The sequence below is a fragment of the Mitsuaria sp. PDC51 genome, assembly GCF_900113225.1.
Lineage (GTDB): Bacteria > Pseudomonadota > Gammaproteobacteria > Burkholderiales > Burkholderiaceae_C > Roseateles.
The window spans coordinates 731,067-751,866 of record NZ_FOZE01000002.1 but is presented as its reverse complement, the minus strand read 5'-3'; the positions used below and the strand labels follow the sequence as shown (position 1 = coordinate 751,866).

General features: G+C 71.4%; 18 protein-coding genes. 6 read left to right on the top strand and 12 right to left on the bottom strand.

Features of this window, described 5'->3' with window-relative positions; genetic code table 11:
* Positions 1–9: 9 nt before the first annotated feature.
* The 3 genes from BM393_RS14710 to BM393_RS14700 all read right to left on the bottom strand — a co-directional run bounded on the left by BM393_RS14710 (position 10) and on the right by BM393_RS14700 (position 7,227).
* Positions 10–1,926 (bottom strand): reverse transcriptase family protein, encoded by a 1,917-nt coding sequence (locus BM393_RS14710; RefSeq protein ID WP_091727520.1) that lies wholly within the window; start codon positions 1,924–1,926, stop codon positions 10–12.
* Positions 1,927–2,251: 325 nt separating this feature from the next.
* Entirely contained in the window at positions 2,252–4,033 is a 1,782-nt protein-coding gene (locus BM393_RS14705) for an SWIM zinc finger family protein (RefSeq protein ID WP_254783455.1), read from the bottom strand.
* Complete coding sequence (locus tag BM393_RS14700; RefSeq protein ID WP_091727516.1) at positions 3,985–7,227, bottom strand: hypothetical protein; 3,243 nt, start codon at positions 7,225–7,227, stop codon at positions 3,985–3,987. The genes BM393_RS14705 and BM393_RS14700 overlap by 49 nt, the downstream gene beginning before the upstream one ends.
* Positions 7,228–7,377: 150 nt before the next feature.
* Here BM393_RS14700 and BM393_RS14695 point away from each other — a divergent pair, with 150 nt between their 5' ends.
* Positions 7,378–7,920 carry a hypothetical protein gene (locus tag BM393_RS14695; protein ID WP_091727512.1) on the top strand — a complete coding sequence of 181 codons (543 nt, stop codon included), beginning with the start codon at positions 7,378–7,380 and terminating at the stop codon, positions 7,918–7,920.
* A gap of 44 nt (positions 7,921–7,964) precedes the next feature.
* On the opposite strand, the gene BM393_RS14690 is transcribed toward BM393_RS14695, so the two are convergent.
* Both BM393_RS14690 and BM393_RS14685 read right to left on the bottom strand, forming a co-directional pair.
* A complete protein-coding gene (locus BM393_RS14690; protein ID WP_091727508.1) occupies positions 7,965–8,201 on the bottom strand; it encodes a 4-oxalocrotonate tautomerase family protein in 237 nt (78 codons plus the stop codon).
* Between the two features lie 11 nt (positions 8,202–8,212).
* Positions 8,213–8,953 (bottom strand): SDR family NAD(P)-dependent oxidoreductase, encoded by a 741-nt coding sequence (locus tag BM393_RS14685; RefSeq protein ID WP_091727503.1) that lies wholly within the window; start codon positions 8,951–8,953, stop codon positions 8,213–8,215.
* A 131-nt stretch (positions 8,954–9,084) separates the two neighbouring features.
* On the opposite strand from BM393_RS14685, the gene BM393_RS14680 reads away from it, so the two are divergent.
* On the top strand, positions 9,085–9,987 hold the full coding sequence (locus BM393_RS14680) for a LysR family transcriptional regulator (RefSeq protein WP_091727498.1): 903 nt from the start codon (positions 9,085–9,087) through the stop codon (positions 9,985–9,987).
* A gap of 31 nt (positions 9,988–10,018) precedes the next feature.
* Here the strand turns inward: BM393_RS14680 and BM393_RS14675 are convergent, their stop codons facing one another.
* The 4 genes from BM393_RS14675 to BM393_RS14660 form a co-directional block, all read right to left on the bottom strand.
* Entirely contained in the window at positions 10,019–10,537 is a 519-nt protein-coding gene (locus BM393_RS14675) for a hypothetical protein (RefSeq protein ID WP_091727495.1), read from the bottom strand.
* A 44-nt stretch (positions 10,538–10,581) separates the two neighbouring features.
* Positions 10,582–11,469, bottom strand: coding sequence for a hypothetical protein (locus tag BM393_RS14670; RefSeq protein ID WP_141225342.1), 888 nt, complete (start codon positions 11,467–11,469; stop codon positions 10,582–10,584).
* Positions 11,470–11,482: 13 nt separating this feature from the next.
* On the bottom strand, positions 11,483–12,331 hold the full coding sequence (locus BM393_RS14665) for a hypothetical protein (RefSeq protein ID WP_141225341.1): 849 nt from the start codon (positions 12,329–12,331) through the stop codon (positions 11,483–11,485).
* Positions 12,332–12,489: 158 nt separating this feature from the next.
* Positions 12,490–13,149 (bottom strand): peroxiredoxin, encoded by a 660-nt coding sequence (locus BM393_RS14660; RefSeq protein WP_091727483.1) that lies wholly within the window; start codon positions 13,147–13,149, stop codon positions 12,490–12,492.
* 344 nt (positions 13,150–13,493) lie between these two features.
* Here BM393_RS14660 and katG point away from each other — a divergent pair, with 344 nt between their 5' ends.
* Entirely contained in the window at positions 13,494–15,689 is a 2,196-nt protein-coding gene (gene katG / locus BM393_RS14655; RefSeq protein WP_091727479.1) for a catalase/peroxidase HPI, read from the top strand.
* 104 nt (positions 15,690–15,793) lie between these two features.
* Positions 15,794–16,411 carry a CAP domain-containing protein gene (locus BM393_RS14650; RefSeq protein ID WP_254783454.1) on the top strand — a complete coding sequence of 206 codons (618 nt, stop codon included), beginning with the start codon at positions 15,794–15,796 and terminating at the stop codon, positions 16,409–16,411.
* Positions 16,412–16,436: 25 nt separating this feature from the next.
* On the opposite strand, the gene BM393_RS14645 is transcribed toward BM393_RS14650, so the two are convergent.
* Positions 16,437–17,099, bottom strand: a complete 663-nt coding sequence (locus BM393_RS14645; protein WP_091731555.1) for a PQQ-binding-like beta-propeller repeat protein — start codon at positions 17,097–17,099, stop codon at positions 16,437–16,439.
* Between the two features lie 90 nt (positions 17,100–17,189).
* Entirely contained in the window at positions 17,190–18,410 is a 1,221-nt protein-coding gene (locus BM393_RS14640; RefSeq protein ID WP_091727476.1) for a helix-turn-helix domain-containing protein, read from the bottom strand.
* A 42-nt stretch (positions 18,411–18,452) separates the two neighbouring features.
* On the opposite strand from BM393_RS14640, the gene BM393_RS14635 reads away from it, so the two are divergent.
* Complete coding sequence (locus tag BM393_RS14635; protein ID WP_091727472.1) at positions 18,453–18,695, top strand: glutaredoxin domain-containing protein; 243 nt, start codon at positions 18,453–18,455, stop codon at positions 18,693–18,695.
* Between the two features lie 71 nt (positions 18,696–18,766).
* Here BM393_RS14635 and BM393_RS14630 read toward each other — a convergent pair whose 3' ends face one another.
* Positions 18,767–19,372 carry a chalcone isomerase family protein gene (locus BM393_RS14630; protein ID WP_091727467.1) on the bottom strand — a complete coding sequence of 202 codons (606 nt, stop codon included), beginning with the start codon at positions 19,370–19,372 and terminating at the stop codon, positions 18,767–18,769.
* A gap of 387 nt (positions 19,373–19,759) precedes the next feature.
* Between BM393_RS14630 and BM393_RS14625 the strand changes: the two genes are divergently transcribed.
* Positions 19,760–20,788 (top strand): transporter, encoded by a 1,029-nt coding sequence (locus BM393_RS14625; protein ID WP_141225340.1) that lies wholly within the window; start codon positions 19,760–19,762, stop codon positions 20,786–20,788.
* Positions 20,789–20,800: the final 12 nt, after the last annotated feature.

Here is a 20,800-nt window from a genome sequence, read left to right as displayed (position 1 = left end):
TCCCCGCGCTCAGCGCCGGAACAGCAGCGCGTTGACCAGCACCAGCAGGCCGATGCCGAGCCAGAACTCCCACCAGCCGCGGTCGCGCGACTTGATGCGGAGCAGCAGGTGGATGACGCCGGCGTACAGGATCAGCTCCGACTTGAGCCCGGCGGCGATGCCGATCAGCAGCGCGAACTGCTTGACGTAGAGGAGCCAGGGCCGATCAGCCCCAGCCGCGCCCGGCGCGGCGCCTGCCGAGCGACGGGCGGCGCGTTGGGCCTCGTGGTCCGCCAGGCGCTGCGCCTGCTCGGCCCGGCGCTGATCGGTGCGGCTCGGCGCGGGCGGCTTGCCACCACGGCGCGCGGTGCGCTCGTCGTTGAGGCGCGCCTGCCGCGCCGCCTTGATCTGGCCGGCGGTCTGCTGCAGCACCGGTTCCGGAGGCTCCGCCGGTTGCCACCAGGCGCCACGCGCGAGCACGGGCGCCTCGCCGGCCGCGGCCTTCTGGCGGAACAGCGCGCCGAAGGCGGAGCGCCGCTTCGCCGCGCCGCCGGGCAAGGCCAGGGCCTGCTTCAGCAGCGGCGCGCCTTGCTCGCGGTCCACCATCGCGACGAAGCGCCCGTAGCCGACGAGCACCTCGCGCGTGGCCGGCTGCCCCTGCCAGGTCGCCGCCTCGACGCCCTCCCGCGACGCCTTGTGCAGCGCCGCGCGCAGCTTGCGGCGTTCCTCGCGCGAGACGGAGGGCTTGTCGTTGACGACCACGCCGGTGACCTCCTGCCGGGAGCCGGCGCGCATCACGCGCTGCTTGTCCGGATGCGGCGTGAAGCCTTCGTCCTTCAGCACGTGGCGCACCTGCCGCAGCAACGTGCCGACCTGGCCCGCGCCCTCGCCGGAGGCCGAGAAGGTCAGGTCGTCGGCGTAGCGGGTGTAGGCGAAGCCCAGCTTGTCGGCGATGCCCTGCAGCCGGCGGTCCATCCTGCGGCACAGCACGTTGGTGAGCATCGGGCTGGTCGGCGCGCCCTGCGGCAGCACGCGGTCGCGGCCCTTGCCGCCGACGAAGAAGCGCTCGCCGTCGACCTCCAGTTCGTCGCAGGGGTTCTCGCTGCACAGCAGCGCCAGCATCGTGGCGACCCGCTCGTCGTAGCCCAGGCCGCGGAACACGCCCTTGATGCGCGGGAAGGTGATGGTCGGGAAGAAGTCCTGGATGTCGAGGTTGATCACCACCTCGCGCCCCGCATGCGGCGTGGCGTTGGTGACGATGCTGCGCCCCGGCAGGAAGCCGTGCGCGGCGGCATGGCTGGGCACCTTGGCGAGCACCTGGTCCAGCACCCAGTACTGAGCGCGCTTGAGCCGCGGCATCGGCGCCGAGATGGTCCGCTGCCCCCCGGTCTTCTTCGGCAACAGGAAACGGCGGTAGTGGGACGTGCGCGCGACCTCGCGATGGAAGCACAGGAACTTGAGCTCGGGCAGCGTCAGGCCCATCGCGCGGGCCAGCTCGAGCGGCGTGGCGAGGGTGGGCAGGCCGTCGGCCAGCGGCCGGGCCGGCGCACCGGCGGCAGCGGGCCGCAGGCCGCCGGACACGCCCTCGCCCAGGTAGCCGGCGTCGGTCTTGCGCGCCTCGTGCCAGCGCAGCGCGCGCTCGTGGCGGCGCTGCTCGCGGGCCTGCGCGGTCGCCTCGCGCTTCGCGCGGGCCTGCGCCAGGCGCTCCTCGCGCATCCGCTTGAGCGCCGCTTCGGGATCGCTGTGGCTGCGCAGCTCCTGCTGCATGTCCTCCAGCGCCTTCATCAGCTCGAGCTCTCGCTGGATCAGCGCGGCCTCGATCGAGGGCTTGCCTTCGCCCGCGGGCCAGAAGCCCAGGCGCTGCATTTCCTCGAGGACGAAGGCGTCCTTGGACGAGGCGCGGATGCGCTCGATGATCTCGGCGCGGGTGGGGACGCGGTCGCTCATGCGGCGCCTCCTGGGAGCGGCGCCGGCGACGCGGCGGACCCACCGTGGAAAGGGGGAAGGGGGCGGAAGGGGAGTGCAGCGCGCTTCTCGTCGAAGAGCCTGGAAGGCTTGAGGGACGGGCGCTGTCCACTCGACGCCGCGCGCACCACCGTCGCACGATTCGCTTCAGGGAAGCCCCATGGGAATCTGCGACGGTGGTGCTGCGCGGCACAGTGAAGACGGCGCCCGTGACGCATGGAACGGCAGGTGGCAAGGACGGCGAAACACCGTCCGGGTTGCAAGAGCCTGCGCGCTGCACTCGAAATCAGTTTAACCACAAGCCTCGTCATGCCGCCTCCGGTGTGGTGCCAGGCGTTGCGGCCGCGGCGGCGTCCGGCGCCGCCGGCGACCATTCGGCCAGCCGCGGCTGCGCGAGCTGGCGCAGGGCCAGCAGGTGCGCGCAGGGGCCGCGACGCAGGCGGTTCTGACGATGGAAATTGCAATCGCATTGCCCGTCGACCAGCTGCTGGTCGGCGTTCAGGACCAGGCGCGGCGCGTGGCTGCGGTCCTTGAGCCGGACCTCGCCGTCGATGACCAGGCGCTGTCCCTGCGGCGTGATGTCGCGCAGCTTGACGCGCTTCTCGTGGATCAGCGCCAGCGCGGTCGATTCCTCGGGGCTGGAGAAACGCAGCGTCGCCAGCGGCAGCGGCTCGCGCGTCAGTTCGCGCCAGGCGTAGCGGCCGCTGGACAGGTCGAAGACGGCGCGGCCGGCCTGCACCCACAGGCCGAGCGCCGCGTCGACATCGCCGCGGGGCAGCTGCGTCCGCGAGGCCAGCTCGGCCGACGAGGCCATCCATTGCGACTGCAGCGCCGCGGCCACCGACAGCGTCGTCGCCTCGGCGACCTCGTGCCGCGGCTGCAGCAGGTGGAAGCGGCCGGCATCGGACCAGTCGTTGGCGGTCCAGCCGGACAGGCCCAGCGTGACGGTGATGTCGCCCAGCTCGATGACCCAGAAGCTGGGCATGCCCGATCCCAGCAGGTGCACGCGCACCCGCGTGGCCAGCGCGATCAACCGCTCCAGCGTCAGCAGCCGGCGACGGCCCCAGACGCGGATCGTCTGCGGCGCGGTCAGCGGCGCGCCGACGATGGCGCTGCGGCGCGCGGTGAAGACCTGGTTCCAGGGCTCGAGCACCATCCGCGTCGGCTCGCCCGGCGACAGCTCGAAGCGCAGCGAGCGCGGCCCCGCCCGCTCCTTGCGCTGGCGCAGCGCGGCGCACAGGTTGTGCAGGTCCATCGGATGCAGCTCGACGACGGTGGCCGGCAGCGTCATCGCGCTGGACACCTGCAGGAAGCCGCGGACCCAGCTGTCGGGCAGGTCGATCTTCTCCTCGCGGAAGGCCGGGTCGTCGCCGGTGGCGACGGTGAAGCCGGCGGGATCGAGCTGCAGCCGCGTCGCCTTGTAGTCGCGGATCTTCTGGAACTCGTCGTGCAGGCTGGCCGAGTAGTCGATGTTGGTCGTGCCGCAGGCCATCTCGCCGGTGCGGTCGAACACGTCATGCCGCACGCTGACCGCGCAGTAGGTCGATTCGTCCTGGCTGAAGGCCTCGAACAGCAGGCGCTCCGGATGCACGGTGATGACCGGGTCCAGCACGTACCAGGCGTCGCGGTGGTTCCAGAACAGCCAGTTGAAATAGGCCTGCTGCGCCTTGTAGAAGGGCGCGAGCACGCGTTGCTTGCTCGCGCGCAGCGTGCGCAGCTCGGTGTTCAGCGCCTCGCTGGACTGCTTGAGCTCGGCCGAGCGCGACATGAAGCGCGCCAGCAGCGATTGCTCGTTCTCCGCCAGCCACTGCCGGTAGACGGACTTGTCGCGGCCGCGGTAGCGCTGGTCGCTGACGACGACGGCATGCAGCGCCGACATCGCTTCCCGGAACGCCAGGTGCGCGTGCGACGCGCTGCGCAGCAGGCCGTCGAAGGCGGTCGGCGGCCGCAGCGTGTCCGGCGCGAAGTGGAAGGACTGCGACGCCGCGGTGTCGTCGACGGTCGTGCTGCCGTAGTACTTGTAGCGGAACTGCATCGTCGTCAGGCCGGGTCCGCGGTGGTCGTGGTGGCGCCGGCGGGCGAGTGCCACCTCAGGAAGGGCAGCGCGATGCCGGGATGCCGCGCGGCGATGTCGCGCAGGCCGGCGATGTACTGCGGCTTGTCGGTGAGGCTGGCGGTCACCACCTGGCGCGCGAAGATCTCCGCCACCACCTCGGCGGTCTCCGGCGCCGCGATCTGCGCGCGCAGGAAGGCGGTGACGCGGGACTTGGCGGCGCGGCCGCGATGGACCTGGCTCAGCACCGTGAGGAAGTAGGGCGTCAGCGCGCGCAGCTGCCGCGCCAGCCGGGGCGCGTCATCGGTCGGCAGCTCCAGCAGCCATTGCGTCACGAAGAGCTGCACCTGCGTGCCGGGGTGCTGGCTCAGGCGCGTGAGGCACAGCGACGCGTCGGCGGCGCTCATGCGGCGCACCAGTCGCACGCGGCCCAGCGCCTGCACCCAGGCCTGCGGATGGTCCACCCATGCGATCAGCAATTCGACGGCGAGGGACTCGTCCGGCAAGCGCTCGCCGAAGAGCGTCCGCGTGTACGCGATCGCATCGTCGAAGCTCGATTCGGCCAGCGGCAGCAGCTGCTCGGACTGCTCGTGCGAGGGCACCGGCGGCAGGCGGGTGTCGAGCGCCCGCATCGCCCAGGCGCGCACGCCGGCATCGGCATGGCGGACCAGCGTGGCGAGCTGGCGCAGCGAGAAGTCGTCCGGGGTCAGCGTGGTGAGCGCCCAGGCACCGTAGCGCTGTGCGCCGGTGCTGCGCGCCTGCAGCGCGCGCCAGCTGCCGGCGGCGTCGCGGGCCGGGGCGTGCGGCGCAAGGTCCTGCGTCAGCCAGCGCAGCGCATCGGCATGGGCGCCTTCGCCGCTTTCCGTCTGGAACAGCGAGCGATGCAGGCGGTCGGCGACCTGGCGGGCGAAGTCGGCGTCCTCGCGCGCCACGCGCAGCAGCGCCGATCCGATCGCGGCGCGGATGCCGGCATGGGCATGGGTCGCGAGGTCGCCGATCAGATCGACCTGGCGGCGCAGCACCTCGTCGGGCAGCGCCGCCAGCAGACGCACGCCCCCGGCGCGACGCTCGGGATCCTCCGCGGTGATCAGCCGCGTCATCAGCGCCGGCGGCAGCAGCGCGACCCCGGCGGGATGCAGCAGCAGCCAGCTCACGCCCACGCGCACGACGGCCGCCGACGGATGGTCCAGCAGCGGCAGCAGCGCGCCGAGCCGCGGCATCACCGCCTCCGACGCGGCCGGCGCCAGCGGGCCGGCCAGCAGTTGCTCGATGAGCGTCGCGCCCTCGTCCAGGCCGGGGTCGGCGGCATCGACGGCCAGCAGCGCGGCCAGCAGCTCCTCGATCAGCGGCTGCGGCGGCGCAAGCAGCGCCAGGCCGTGGCCCTGCTTGCGGGCGCGCTCCTGCCCGCTGAGCAGCAGCGCGACGACCAGGTCGGCATGGCCGGCGAAGCGGCCCGGGTCGCCGGCGATGTGCAGCAGCGCGTAGTCCCGCGCGCCGGCATGGGCGCTCGCGGCCAGCAGCTTCAACCAGGGCACCTGCGCGGCGGCGTCTCCGGCCTCGATGTGCGCGCGCGCCGCCGCGAAGCCGGTCTCCGCGGCGGTCGCATAAGGGCTGCGCAGCAGGGTTTCCAGCACCGCCGGCGCTTGCTGGCGCATGAATTCAGCATGGTCCTGCAGCGCCCGCGCGACGACGGCCTGCACCAGCGCGCTGCGGCTCGCCATCGCCAGGCGCAGCAGCGCCTCGGGATGCGCGTCCCACATCGCGCGCAGGCCCTCGGGCCGCTGCGGGAGCGCGCGCGTCACGTCGAGGGGCTCCCGTGTCCACACACGCCGCGTGCGCGCGCCGGTGCCCAGCGTCGGCAGCGCCGGCAGCAGCAGGCGCGACACCAGCAGCCAATGCGCGCCGGCGGGGAAGTGGCGCTCGGTGCGCGTCGTCTGCAGGCGATGCCATTCGATGTGGGTCTCGGTGACCGCGGCGGGCACCTCGTCGTCGCGCAGGCCCAGCAGCAGTTCGACCGCCAGCACCGGCGCATGCGGATGCCCGATCGCCGCCAGCCGCCGCAGGCCGCGCCAGCCGCGCAGGCGCAGGTATTCGCGCGTGCGACGGCCGTAGGCGCGCGCCGGCTTGCGCTTGCTGCCGGCGCTGCGGACGATCCACTCGCCGGTGGATGGGTCCAGGTAGTGGCGCGTCGTCAGGCCGCCCTGGGCGGGACGGGTGTTCTCGAAGCGCGCATGCAGCAGGCCGAGGACCTCGGCGTCGCGGCGCAGCTCCGCAGTCTTGTAGACGTAGCGCAGCGCCTGGAAGGCCTCGGCCTGCAGGGGCAGCGCGCGCAGCAGGCTCAACACCTTCGCGCGCACGTCGGGGCGGACCAGGGCGAGGTCGTACCAGTCCTGCAGCAGGTCGGGCCAGTCGAGGCGGCGGGCATCGAGCGCGTCGAGCAGCGCGAGCACCAGCGCCGGGCCTTCGGCCGGCAGCGCCAGTTCCGCGGACCACTGGCTCGCGGCGACCTCGAGGTGCGACTGCAGCGCGTCGGGCGCCAGCAGCATCAGCCGCGCCTGGTGGGCATACCGTTTCGTGGCCGGGCTGCGGCCGCGCTCGGACAGCACGGCCATGGCCTCGGCCGCGCCCGGATCGCCGAGCCGGCCGATCGCGGCGGCCAGGCAGAGGTCGAGCAGGTCGGAGCCGCTCTCCAGCAGCTCGACCAGCCGCGGCACCAGCGCCCGGAGCGCGCGTTGCGAGGCGGAATCGGTGTCGTCGCGGTCGCTGTATTCGGCGACGCGCCAGGCGGCGCGAGCGCGGCGATCGTCGGGTTCGAGCGTCCAGCGCGCCGGCGCGAAACGGGCCACGAGCGCGGCGATGGCCGGCGGGACCGGGCCGGCGGGGGTGCCCGAAGGTGTGGAGGCCGTGGGAACGGAGGGGGTGGAAAGCGGGGCCGCGGCGATCTCCGGCTCGACGCCGAGCGCCTCGAAGCCATCGCGCCGCAGCAGCGTCTCGCCCGCGGCGAGCCGGCGGCGCAGGAAGTCCAGCGCGCGGCGCTGCGCCTCGGCCAGGGAGCAGGGCGTGGCGGTCAGCGACGACTCGCCGCTGTCCTGGCGGACGTTGACGACGTAGCGGGCCGCGTCATCGCTGCCAGTGCGGCCGGCGGGCCGGTCGAGCTCGACCAGTTCCACCGTGCAACGGCGCTCGCGCGGATGGACGCGGATCAGCGTCGCGGATGCGATCTTCCTCAAGTGCTTCTCCCCCTGCGACGGGCGATTCTAGGGGGGCGATGCCGACCTAGGGATGGGCCCTTTCGGGGGGGCTGCCTAGTCTGGCTCACGGCTTCTTCACGGCCCGATCCCGGGCGGTGGCCGCGATGCGGGATGCGCAGGGAGACGACCATGCCGACACGCCAGCTGATGGTGACGCAGATCAAGTGCCTGGACGACACGAGCGAGGGCGACGGCGGCGACTCGCCCTATGTGCTGGTGTTCATGGCCCACCGCAACGTGCCGGGCGGCAAGCTGATCCGCGTGCGCGATCCCGATTGGGACAACCACTTCCTGAAGGGCCGCATCGTCAACACGCGGCAGATCGTCGACGAGGCCGAGGCCGGCGGCGCCTTCGTCTTCGCCTGGCTGCTGGAGGAGGACTGGGACCCGGACCTGGGCAGCGGCGGCGTGCTGCAACTGATGCTGCAGTCGATCTGGAACGTCTATGGCCAGAGCGGCTGGTCCAACCTGACGGCGGCGCAGCTGCGCTCGATCGTGGGGCCCAAGCTGTCCAGCCTCGTGTCCAGTTCCCTGTCCAACGACGAGTACCTCGGCTGGCACAGCTTCGTCGTGCCGACGGTGACGACGGAAACCGCGCTGTCACCGCTGAACTACGGCGGCGACGGCGGCAGCTACAAGCTGACCTTCACGGTGAGGATCAAGGGCGGCTGAGCGCCCGATCCTCCCGTGCGGGCGCCGCGTTTTCCAGGGCCTCCCTAGCCCGGCGTCCCGGACTGCCGCCGGCGGAACTCCGCCGTCGGCAGTCCGCCGACGCCCCAGTTCTCGAGCTCCACCTCGTCGATGACGACGAAGGTCATGTGGCGCGGCTTGCCCATCACCTCGAAGAGCAGGTCGCTGACGCCCTGGATCAGGGCGGCCTTCTGCTCGGGCGTGGTGGCGCTGGCGCCGGGGGCGGTGCCCTCGCGGGTCACCTTGATGTTGACGTAGGGCATGGGGGCTCCTTTCAGCGGCCGGCGTGCTGGCCGCCGTCGACGTTGAGCAGCTCGCCGGTGACGAAGCCCGCGCGCTCCAGGTACATCACCGCGTCGACGACCTCGCTGATCTCGCCCATGCGGCCCATCGGGTGCAGGGCGGCCAGGAACTCATGGGTCTGCGGTGCATGCATGGGGGTCTTGATGACGCCGGGACGCACCGCGTTCACGCGCACGCCGCTCTTCGCGTATTCGATCGCGAGCGAGCGCGTCACCGCATCCAGGCCGCCCTTGGTCAGGCTGGCCAGGCCGGCCGGCACGCCGGCGATCGGCTGGTCGACCAGCGTGGTCGTGATCTGCACGATGTGGCCGTGCCGCTGCAGCAGCATCTGCGGCAGCGCCAGCTGCGTGAGGTGGAAGAAGCCGGCCACGTTGACGTCGAACGCGGCCTGGTAGTCCGCGAGCGTGTATTCGGTGAAGGGCTTGGCCAGGAAGATGCCAGCGTTGTTGATCAGCGTGTCGATGCGGCCGAAGCGGTCGAGCGCCGTCTGGACGATGCGCTGGGCGACGGCGCGGTCGCCGATGTGGCCGGGCACGGCGATCACGCCGGCGTCGTCGCCCGGCTGGATGTTGCGGGAGTTGGCGATGACCGCATAACCCTGGGCGCGGTAGGCGGCGACGAGGCCGGCGCCGATGCCTTGCGAGGCGCCCGTGATGAGGGCGACCCGCTGCGTGGCGGCGGTGGCGGTGGCGGTGCTGGAAGCGGTGGACATGGAAGGCTCCTGTTCATGCGGGATCCGGAGGATCCGGGGTCGTCGGGGACGCCGCGGCGATCGGGGATCGGGAGGCGTTGGACGAAGCGTAGGAGCCGGCCTGCGCCAGCGGTAGCCGCTATCCTGTCTCAATGGCTGATCAAAAACGCACAGGCCCTCGCCGGGGCGTGGACTGGGAGGACATGCGGGTGTTCCTCGCGCTCGGGCGGCACGGCAGCCTGTCGGCGGCGGCGCGGGCGCTCTCGGTCAATCACGCGACGATCGCGCGCCGCATCCAGTCGCTGGAGGATCGCCTCGGCGACAAGCTTGTCGACCGCCGGCCCGACGGCTATGCGCTGACGCCGGCGGGCCGGCTGGCACTGGCCGCGGCGAGCGAGATGGAAGCCGCCGCGTTGACGCTCGCCCGCGAAGGCGACGAGGACGACGCGGTGCGCGGGCTGGTGCGGGTCAATGCGCCACCGGCGCTGTCGCAGGGCTTCCTGATCGATCGGCTCGCGCGGCTCTCCGCGGTGCATCCGGGGCTGGACCTGGACCTCGCCACCGACCTGCGCCCGGTCAGCCTGGACCGTCACCGCGCCGACATCGCGGTGCGCCTGATGCGACCGCGCGACGGCGACTTCATCGCCAAGCCGCTGGGCACCATGGGTTTCGGCTTCTACGGCACGCCGGCGATCTGCGCGGCGGTCGAGGGCGGCGCGGCGCCGGTGTTCGTCGGCTTCGACGAGGAGAACGCGGACATGCCCGACGCCACCTGGCTCGCGCAGCACTTCCCGCGCAGGCGGGTGGCCTTCCGCGCCAACAACCACATGTCGCAGGCGATCGCGGCGCGGACCGGCGCCGGCCTGGCGCTGCTGCCGCACTACATCGGACGCCAGGTGCCGGGCTTGCGCGAATGCGCGCTCACGCCGACCCGCGAGGCGCGCGAGATCTGGCTGCTGATCCGCGGCCAGGACCGCAAGGCCCGTGCGATCCGGACCGTCGCGGACCATCTGCAGCAGGTCTTCGAGGAAGAGCGGGCGCTGTTCGTGCCCTGATGGCGCGGCCTTGGACGGCCTGCGATCGACCTCAGGTCGTGAAGACGAACTGTCCGCCCTTGCGCATCGGGCCGAGGAAGTTCACGTCCGGGAAGATCCGGCGCTGGATCCAGAAGACGTAGCAGATCATGGCGATCGAGAGCGCCATGCCGACCAGGCCGCCGGTGGTGATCGGGAACAGCTGAGCCACGTTGCGGCCCACCGTGATGATCGACAGGAACAGGTAGCCGGTGTAGGCGCCGGCGTAGGGCTTGCGGAAGCCCCAGGCGAACAGCAGCGGGATGCTGGTCAAGGCGAGGCCGAGCCACATCGAGACTTGCCAGCCGACCGCCAGCACGATCAGCGCCTGCAGCACCATCAGCCCGACCAGGATGTTGACGTGCAGGCTCATCTCGGCGCGCGCCTGCGGGTCATGCCGGGCGGCCAGCCAGGCCGCCAGTTGGCGGTCCTTCATGCCCTGTCCGGACAGCTGCCGGAACACCTCGGACTTGCCCACGCCCTGCGCGAGCAGCGCTTCGGCCCGCGCCTGGATCTCCTTCTTGTCCGCCATGTCTTCTCCTTGTTCGAATCGCTCCCGACGCGCGGGATTCTGGCTCAGCCGGATCGGCCCACGCGCCGGCCGGTGCGTGGCCGCTTCATCTCGCGCTTGTACTGCTCCTTGAGCTCGGCGGCCTGGCGCAGCTGCGCGTCAGTCAGGCGCTCCTGCTCGCGGTTCCGGCTGAACTTGCCCGGCGCGATGAGTTGGGGGTTGAGGTCCTCGGCCAGCAGCGCGTAGGCCCGCGCCTCGACCGGAGACAAACCCAGGTCTTCGCCGCGCGTGGCGAGCACGAGCGTGGGGAAGCGGTCGCCGGCGCGGACGTCGCCGCGCAGGCCCTCGAGCAGCGGGGCGCGCATGTCCTGCGGCGGGTCGAAATCGACCAGGCGGAAGTAGGCCATCGAGACACCTCGCTCGCCGCCACGCAGCGCGCGCTCGGCCAGCGGCAGGCGCTGGGCCCGCATCTCGTCGGTGATGGACTGGCAGCGGCGCACGCGGTCGTCGAAATGCGCGATCGCGTGGGCGACGTCCGCCGGGTTGGACTTGGGATCGGCGCGAACGGTCTCCAGGGTCTCTCGCACCTGGGTCGCGCCCTCGCAGCGGGACAACACCTCCGTCGCGTCGCCGGCTTGCGCGGCGGAGCCGCCCTGCAGCGCGGCAAGCACGATCTGGCCGTAGTCCTCGATGACGGCGGAGGCGCCGACAGCGGGCCCGATCGCGGCTGGCCGCGTCGTGCCGGCCGCTGGTGGTCCCGAGGCGCCGGGTGAGAACGGTCGGGACGCCTGGGGCGGGGAGGCGGACGAGGCCGTCAGCTCGGTGGAGGCAGCCGTCGACGAGGGGTCGGCAAGCGCGACACGATCATCGTCGGCGGGATGAAGCCCGAAGGCCACGAGGGTCGCCGCGCCTGTAAGCGCGGCAGCAGCGAGGATCCAGCGCAGGAAGGGCATCGGGGAATGTCGTCTAGCCGTGACGGTGTCCGTGCTGCGGCTTCATGTCCTTGGTCCACGTCGCGGCCAGCGTTTCGGCCTGACGCTGTTCCTCGTCGGTCAGCGGCTTGCCAGCCCCGCTGGCGCGATCCGGGTCGAAGAAACCGATCGCGTCCATCTTGTCGAAAGCGATCTCATAGGCCCGCGACTCGACCCTGGACAGGCCGAAGAGCTCCCTGTGCTGCGCCAGCATCAGCGCGGCGACGCCATCTCCGTCGAGGAAGTCCGCGCGCAAGGCCGCAGCCAGCGGTTGGCGCATGGCCTCCGGCGGGGCGTAGTGGACGGCGGCGCCATAGATCGTCGCGACGCCCTTCACGCCCCCCAGCACGGCGCGCGCCGAGAGTTCCAGCTCCCGGCCCATCAGGTCGGGCGGGATCGACTGGCATGAGCGCTCCTGTCTGTCGAGCGCGGCGATGGTGCGGTCGGCGCCTTCAGCGGCCACGCGTCCTTCCTGCTTCAGCTCCTCGAGTGCATCGCGCGTCTGCGGGACGGTACTGCACAGGACGAGCAGCTTCGCGGCCTCGCCGGCCTGCTGCGGCGTGCCGCCATTGAGCGCGGTGATCACGATCTGGCCGTAGTCGCGCAGGGCGGCGGAGGCACCGATGGCGGCCTCCCTCGCCGCGCCGGCCACGGCCGGCGTGCCGGGGGCCGGTGCAGTTCCACGGGATGGGATGGCGATCGGCGGCGGCGCGGCGGACGTCCGCTCCGCATGCGCGGGGACGGACAGGGTCACGCGCTCGCCCTCCGGCGCGAGGGACCAGGCCAACACGGCGGCGGCGAGCACCAGCCCGGCGATGGCCGAGGCGCGGCGGGTGAACAACATCGAGGACTCCATGGGCCATGCGGTCGCGCGCCGCATGAAGCCGCGCATGTTATCGACGCCTCCATGGAAAAAGGCCGGTTCTCCCCCATCGGAGGGTCCGGCCTTCACTCGAGCGCAACGCGCGGCGCGGTGTCGTCACGCGCGCCGGTCGCGCTGCCTCACTTGGGCTGCTTGACGATGCGCAGGTAGGGCTTGGGCGCCTTCCAGCCTTCGGGGTAGATCGTCTTGGCTTCGTCGTCGGACACCGAGCCCGCGATGATCACGTCGTCCCCGTGCTTCCAGTTCACCGGCGTGGCGACGCGGTGCTTGGCGGTGAGCTGGATGGAATCGAGCACGCGCAGGATCTCGTCGAAGTTGCGGCCCGTGGTCATCGGGTAGGTCAGCGTCAGCTTGATCTTCTTGTCCGGACCGACGATGAAGACCGAGCGCACCGTCGCGTTGGTCGCCGCGGTGCGGCCCTCCGAGGTGCCCGGCTCCTCGGCCGGCAGCATGTTGTAGAGCTTGGCCACCGCCAGATCGGTGTCGCCGATCATCGGGTACTTCACCGCGGCGCCCTGCGTCTCCTCGATATCGGCGGCCCACTTCGAGTGGTTCTCGACCGGATCGATCGACAGCCCGATCAGCTTGGCGTTGCGCTTGGTGAATTCGGGCTCGATCTTCGCCATGTAGCCCAGCTCGGTCGTGCACACCGGCGTGAAGTCCTTCGGGTGCGAGAACAGGATGGCCCAGCTGTCGCCGATCCAGTCGTGGAAGTTGATCTCCCCGTGCGTGGTCTTGGCGGTGAAGTTCGGGGCGGTGTCGTTGATGCGCAGAGACATGATGGGCTCCAAGGTGAAGGGTCCATCGCCGCGGACGGCGACGGTCGATCGTGCGGGACCGGGCGATTCTCGTCGTCCCACCGGCATCGGCCGGCGGCAGGGCGACATTCTTGTCCTCCCTTTCGACGACGGGGAGAGTCTGCCCAATGGCCTTGCTCGGCCAGCGACTTTACTCATGCGCGGACCGGATGAGGGCCCGCGCCGCCAGCCGGCCACGCCGAAAAAGCTATCGGCCCGATAAACCCCGGCTGTTGCCGCCGTCGCCGGCCGAGTCCTAGACTCGTCCGCGCTCGCACTCTGCGGACAAGCGGACGGTTCCCCAAGGCTCAACTCAGGAGGCAGACATGTCAGGCGATTCCAAGTGCCCATTCTCGAGCGGCACCCACCACCATGCGGTGGCCGGGACCAAAGGCAACCGCGACTGGTGGCCCGAGCAACTCAACCTCTCCATCCTTTCCCTGCATTCGCCCAAGTCCAATCCGATGGGCGAGGAATTCAAGTACGCGCGGGAGTTCCAGACCCTGGATCTCGACGCGGTGGTCCAGGACCTGCATGCGCTGATGACCGACTCGCAGGACTGGTGGCCCGCCGACTACGGCCACTACGGCCCCTTCTTCATCCGCATGGCCTGGCACTCGGCCGGCACCTACCGCGTGCAGGACGGCCGCGGCGGCGCGGGCACCGGCGCGCAGCGCTTCGCGCCGCTGAACAGCTGGCCCGACAACGGCAACCTCGACAAGGCCCGGCGGCTGCTCTGGCCGATCAAGCAGAAGTACGGCCGCAAGCTGTCGTGGGCCGACCTGATGATCCTGGCGGGCAACGTCGCGCTGGAGTCGATGGGCTTCAAGACCTTTGGCTTCGCGGGCGGCCGCGCTGACATCTGGGAGCCGGAGACCGACACCTTCTGGGGCCCGGAGACCACCTGGCTCGGCGACGAACGTTATGCCGGCGACCGCGACCTGGCCAATCCGCTGGCGGCGGTGCAGATGGGCCTGATCTACGTGAATCCGGAAGGACCGAACGGCAAGCCCGATCCGGCGGCCTCCGCGCGCGACATCCGCGAGACCTTCCGCCGCATGGCGATGAACGACGAGGAAACGGTGGCGCTGGTCGCCGGTGGTCATACCTTCGGCAAGGCGCACGGCGCGGGCGAGGCGCATCACGTCGGCGCGATGCCGGAGGGCGCCGGGCTCGAGGAGCAGGGCCTGGGCTGGAAGAACCAGCTGGGCGAGGGCATGGGTGTCTACACGATCACCAGCGGCATCGAGGGCGCCTGGACGCCGACGCCGACGACCTGGGACAACAGCTACTTCGAGACCTTGTTCGGCTACGAATGGGAGCTGACGAAGAGCCCGGCCGGGGCGCACCAGTGGACGCCCAAGGGCGGCGCCGGCGCCGGCACCGTGCCCGACGCGCATGACAAGACCAAGCGCCACGCGCCGATGATGACGACGGCCGACCTGGCGCTGCGCGTCGATCCGGCCTACGAGAAGATCTCGCGCCGCTTCATGCAGAACCCGGCCGAGCTGGCCGACGCCTTCGCGCGCGCCTGGTTCAAGCTGACGCACCGCGACATGGGGCCGACGTCGCGCTACCTCGGCAAGCTGGTGCCGCAGGAGCAGCTGATCTGGCAGGACCCGGTGCCCCCGGTCAGCCATCCGCTGGTGGACGACCAGGACGTCATCGCGCTCAAGGCGAAGCTGCTGGCCAGCGGCCTGAGCATCTCGCAGCTGGTGACGACGGCCTGGGCCTCGGCCTCGACCTTCCGTGGCGGCGACAAGCGCGGCGGCGCCAATGGCGCGCGGATCCGGCTCGCGCCGCAGAAGGAATGGCCGGTGAACCAGCCCAGCGAGCTCGAGAAGGTGCTGTCCAAGCTGGAAGCGGTGCGCAAGGAGTTCAACAGCTCGGCGGCCGGCGGCAAGCAGATCTCGCTGGCCGACCTGATCGTGCTGGGCGGATCGGCCGGTGTCGAGGCGGCGGCGAAGCAGGCGGGGCATGCGGTCGTCGTGCCGTTCTCGCCGGGGCGCACCGATGCCTCGCAGGACCAGACGGACGTCGAGTCCTTCGGCGTGCTGGAGCCCGCGGCTGACGCCTTCCGCAACTACATCCGCAAGGACCTGGTGCCGCATGCGGCCGAGCTGCTGGTCGACAAGGCCCAGCTGCTCACGCTGAGCGCGCCGGAGATGACCGCGCTGATCGGCGGCATGCGGGTGCTGGGCACCAACTTCGGCCACACCCGGCATGGGGTCTTCACGACGCGTCCGGAAACGCTGAGCAACGACTTCTTCGTCAACCTGCTGGACATGCGGACGAAATGGCAGAAGTCGACCAGCGACGAAGGCGTGCTGGAGGGCCGCGACCGCGGGACCGGCGCGCTGAAGTGGACCGGCACGGCGGCGGACCTGGTGTTCGGCTCGAACTCCCAGCTGCGCGCGCTGGCCGAGGTGTACGCGTCCAGTGACGGCGAGAAGGTCTTCGTCAACGACTTCGTCAAGGCCTGGACCAAGGTGATGAACCTGGACCGCTACGACCTGCTGTGAGCGCTGCCGGGCGCCGCTCAGGGAGCGGCGCCCGCGTTCGGGAAGGGGGAGGTCCGGTACGTTTCGTTCCAGCTTTCTTTCCGGCTGTTTCATAAGATGCCGCGATGGACGTCCATGAGAAGCCGGTCCGCCGGCCATTGCCCCTTTCGATGATTGCCGCCGCCTTGCTGGCGCTGGGACTGAGCGCCTGCGGCGGTGGCGGCGGTGACGCCGATACCGGCACGCCGGGCTCGACCCCCACGCCCACCCCGTCGACGCCGACGCCCACCCCCGTGGCCGGCACCTGCGACCTGCCCAACTTCAAGCAGGACCTGCTCGACCGCATCAACGCGCTGCGCGCCTCGGGCGCCAGCTGCGGCACGTCGGGGAACTTTCCTGCCGTCGCGCCGGTCGTCTGGAACGACAAGCTGACGCAGGCCGCCGATGCGCACGCGCTGGACATGACCAACAAGAACTACTTCAGCCACGACAGCCAGGACGGCCGCAAGTTCTCCGACCGGATCACCGCCGCCGGCTACACCTGGGTCGCGGCCGGCGAGAACATCGCCGCCGGACAGGCGACGGTCGAGGCGGTCATGAGCTCCTGGCGCAACAGCCCGGGCCACTGCGCCAACCTGATGTCGGCCAACTTCGCCGACGTGGGCGTCGCCTGCCGGCCGGCGGCCTCCTCGGCCAACACCTACAGCAAGTACTGGGTCATGGACCTGGGCAAGGCGCGCTGAAGCGACAGCCCGGGCGCCGCGCCTGTCAGGCGCGCGGCGGGCGCCGCACGGCGCGCAGCTTCCCGCTGCCGCCGCCACCGCAATAGAACAGGCCGGCGCCGTCGGACTCCAGGCCGCTGACGCCCTGGTGGGCGGGCATCGCGAGCCGCTCCTTCACCGTGCCGTCGACGGGATCGACGCGTCGAAGCTCGCTCTCGTCGCCTTCCCAGGTGGCATGCCAGAGTTCGCCATCGACCCAGGTGACGCCGGTGACGAAGCGGTTGGACTCGATCCTGCGCCGCACCGCGCCGGTCTCGGGATCGATCTGCACGATCGTGCGGTCGCGGTACTGGCCCACCCACAGGCTGCCTTCGGCCCAGGTGAGTCCGGAATCGCTGCCTTGACCCGATGGCGCGGGGATCGACCCGAGCACGCGGCCGCTGGCGGGGTCGATCTTGTGGATGCGCGCATCGGCGATCTGGTACAGGTGGCGGCCATCGAAGGCCGTGCCGGCGTCGGCGGCACAGGGCAGCGTGCGCTGGACCTCCCCGCTGGCCAGATCGATCGCCAGCAGCCCCAGCGCCGTCGCGGCCCAGACGCGGTCGCCGTCGTGGCTGACGCCGTGGACGGCGGGCGCGCCGGGGTAGGGGCCGTACTCGCGCACGACCTCGGCGGGACGGGCCTCGGGCAGGCCGTCGTTGGAGGCCATGCGGGCCTCGGCATGGGGATCGCAGGCTGTGGAAGCGGTCGAGGACATCGGGTTCTCCTTCGCGGCGACCGTCGCCGCATGGACTGCAATCTATCCAGACGGCGGCAGCGCGGGGAGTAACAAGATCGTCGCGAATCCGCTCATCGGCGGCGCCAGCCAGCGCCGGGCGCGCGTGAGGCCGAGCGCCCGCACCTGCCCGTCGGCCTCCAGGTCCGCCAGCGCGCGCTGCACCGTCCGCTGGCTCGCGCCCAGGGCCAGCGCGAGGGCCGAGGTCGACCAGGCGTTGCCGTCCGCGAGCAGCGCCAGCAAGGCGGCGGACTCGCCTTCGATCGGCGGCACCAGCACCGTCACCGACCGGCCCGCCTCGGCGCGCAGCGCGAAGCCATCGGGGGTCGCTTCGATGTGGGCCGCCGGCGCGAGCAGCGCCCGCAGCCGGCCGAGTTCCACGCGCAGGCGCGCGCGATGGGTCTCGTCCGGATGGCGCGCCCGGAAGGCGCGCAGGATCAGCGCGGCGCGCGAGGCGCCTGCCGGGCCGGCCTCGGCCAGCGCGCGCGCCAGGCTGAACAGCACTGGCCGGCGCGCCAGGTCCACAGCCAGGCCGGCACCGCGGATCGCTCGCCGGCAGGCGTCGACGACGAATGCGGGCGACTGCAGCAGCGCCTCGACCTCGGCGAGCCGCAAGGGACGTTCCGTGCCCGCGTCGATGCGCCGGGCCACCGGCTGGTCGAGCAGGGCGCGCATCGCGTCGGCCTCCGCCATCAGCGCCGGCACGCCGGAGCGCCGCGCGGCGATCGCAGCCGCGTCGAGTGCCGCCACGGCCTCCCCGCTGCGCAGCGAGCGCAGCGCGAGCTCGGCGGTCGTCAATCCCGCCATGGCCGCCAGCAGTGGCGGCGACCGCGTGGGCTCCTCGATGGGCAGCGCGCGCCTGGCCTCGTCGAGCCGTCCCAGCAGGATCAGGCGCCGCGCCGCGATCCATCGGCCCAGCAAGGCGTTGGCGCGGTCATCGTGGGCCTCGAGGACCTCGGCCGCCTGCAGCAGCGCTCGCGCGGGCTCGCCCAGGTCGCGCATCGCGAGGGCGACTTCCGCTTCGGCCACGACGCAGCGCGCGCGGGCGACGGCCTCCTTCGAACCGAAGCCCTTGGCGGCGCGCCGCAGCAGGACGCGGGCGCGTGGATGCTCGCCGAGCTGCGCCATCGCGATGCCGCGCAGCGCGAGCGCGGGCGGGTCCTCGCGCAAGGCCACCCGCTGCAGCGCGCCGAGCGCATCCCCGGCGGCGAGACAGCGCGCGGCGGCGTTGATCAGGGCGTCCATGGGCGCGGAGCTTAAGCGCGCCGGCGCATACACTCCGCCCCCATGGAACTCAAGATCGTCGTCTACTCCAAGTCCGCCTGCCCGCAATGCGACACGGCGAAGATGCTGCTCAAGTCGCGCGGGATGGCATTCCAGGAAATCCTGATCGACGACGAGGCCGAGCGCATGGCCTTCTACGAGAAGTGCGGCCCTTCGGTGCGGCAGATGCCGCAGGTCTTCATCAACGACCAGCGCGTCGGCGGTGTCACCGGCCTGCAGGCGGCGCTGAAGCAGCTCGGCCGCTGAGCGCGTCGCGCCAGCGCTGAAACACGACGACGGGCCGCAGGCCCGTCGTCATCGGGGTTCCCGCCCGGCGCTCACTTCGCCGGCGCGACCCCGAGCAGGCCGTCGCGCGTGCTGCCGCGCACCTTCGGGCCGATCCAGACCTTCATCATCATCGGGAAGAAGCTCTCGCCCTGGATGGTGTCGCCGACCTTCTGGCCGTTGACGTTGAACTCGGTGGTCTGCTTCGCCGGGTCGTAGTCGATCGTGACCAGGTCGCCCTTGAGCAGCTTGGCGCGATTGCCGAAGACCACGCCCAGCTGCGAGGTCTGGATGATGTTCTTCGCGAACTCGTCCGCCGCGTTCTGGCGGATGCGGTCGAGCATCGCGTTGGCCAGGTCGCGCGAGGACACGTCCCGCATCATGTAGAAGGTGATGCGCTTGGCCCCCTTCTCGGCCACCGCCGCTTCCATCGTGGTCTGCTTGCGCGGCAGGTAGAAGGCCACCGCCGTCGAGCGCGTCGACAGGATGCTCGACGTGGCCGCGCCGTTGAGCTGCAGCACCTGGTTGTGCAGCGTGGCCGTGTCCTGGAACTTGTAGCCCTCCACCTCGACCTCCGCGGCGGCGACCCAGGTCGATGCCGCGATCAGGCCGATGAACAGGGCGTTCCGGGCGGAACGGGCAAGAGCGGTACGAAGCATGGGAAGTCTCCTCCAGGCGTGGCGCGTCGTGTTGTCAGGGGAATCCGCGAGCCGGCCGGACGCGGTGGCGAAACGGGCCCGCACTCGGGGCGTCGCGAGTTTGAGCCGATGGTGACGGCGATCGCGGGCGCTGTGCGGACCGGATTAAAGCGCGCGACGGTGTGGCGCGTCAGCCCCGGAAACTGGGGCCGTGCCTCTAATCCGATGGTCCACGTGACGTTTGGCACGCGAGCCGCGGGCATCCGCTGGCACGATGCGCGCCGCTTCATCGACGCCGCCACGCGCGGGCACGGCACCAGTTGCAGTCCGCCTCAAGACCGGTGGTCCGACACGATGCAGGCGCCCGAACACCGCAGACCTTATTCCAAGCACCCCGGAGGGATCCCCGTGTCCATCGACCGTCTTTGCCTGATGCCGCGCGCGCTCGTCGCCGTGGCCGTCGCCTCGCTCGCCGCTGCGGGCGCCGCCCACGCCACCGAGAACAGCCAGGTGCGTGCCCTGCTGGGCGCGCCGTCGTACGAGATCTCGACGCCGCAGTTCCCCGGTCTCTATGCGCAGTTCTGGTACCAGCACTACGAGGCCGACAAGCTGCGCGACGCCGATGGCAAGACGCCGACCCAGGCGCTGACGATCCCGGGTGTCGGCACGCTGCCGCTGACGGTGAACGGCTCGATCAAGGCCGACGTCTTCGTGCCGCGACTGACCTGGGTCACCGAGAAGATCGTGATGGACGGCCGCCTGGGCTTCTCCGCCGCCTTCCCGCTGGTCCGCCAGACCAATGACTTCACGCTGACCACGGTGCTGCCGGCCGGCGTGCCGGCCAATGTCGCCGCGGCCGTCAACCAGCAGCTGGCCGCCGCGGGCGGCGCGCTGTCGGGCAAGCGCAGCGGCATGGCCGATCCGGAACTGGCGGCCTACCTCGACTGGCAGCAGGACGAATCGCGCGTGGCGCTGGGCGTCGCGTTCAACCCGCCGATGGGCTCTTACGACGCGGACCGTCCGGTCAATCCGGGCGCCGGCAAGTACTGGACCTTCAAGCCGCTGCTGGTGGCCTCGCGCGTGTGGGAGAACGGCTTCGCCGTCGGCCTGCGCGCGACCTACTCCTTCAACACCCGCAATGACGACACCGGCGTTCGCTCCGGCCAGTACCTGCATGCGGACTGGTCCGGCACCTACCAGCTGAACGACCAGTGGAAGTTCGGCGTGCAGGGCTACGTGCTCAAGCAGTTCACCGCGGACCGCGGCGGCGATGCCGGTGCCAACAAGGTCCAGGCACTGTCCGCGGGCCCGCTGATCGCCTACCTGGCGGAAAGCGGCGACTGGGGCGTCGACTTCAAGGTGATGAAGGAGTTCTCGGTGCGCAATCGCCCCGAGGGCACGGTCACCTGGCTGCGACTGAACTACCGGCTGAACTGAGCGCCATGGGTC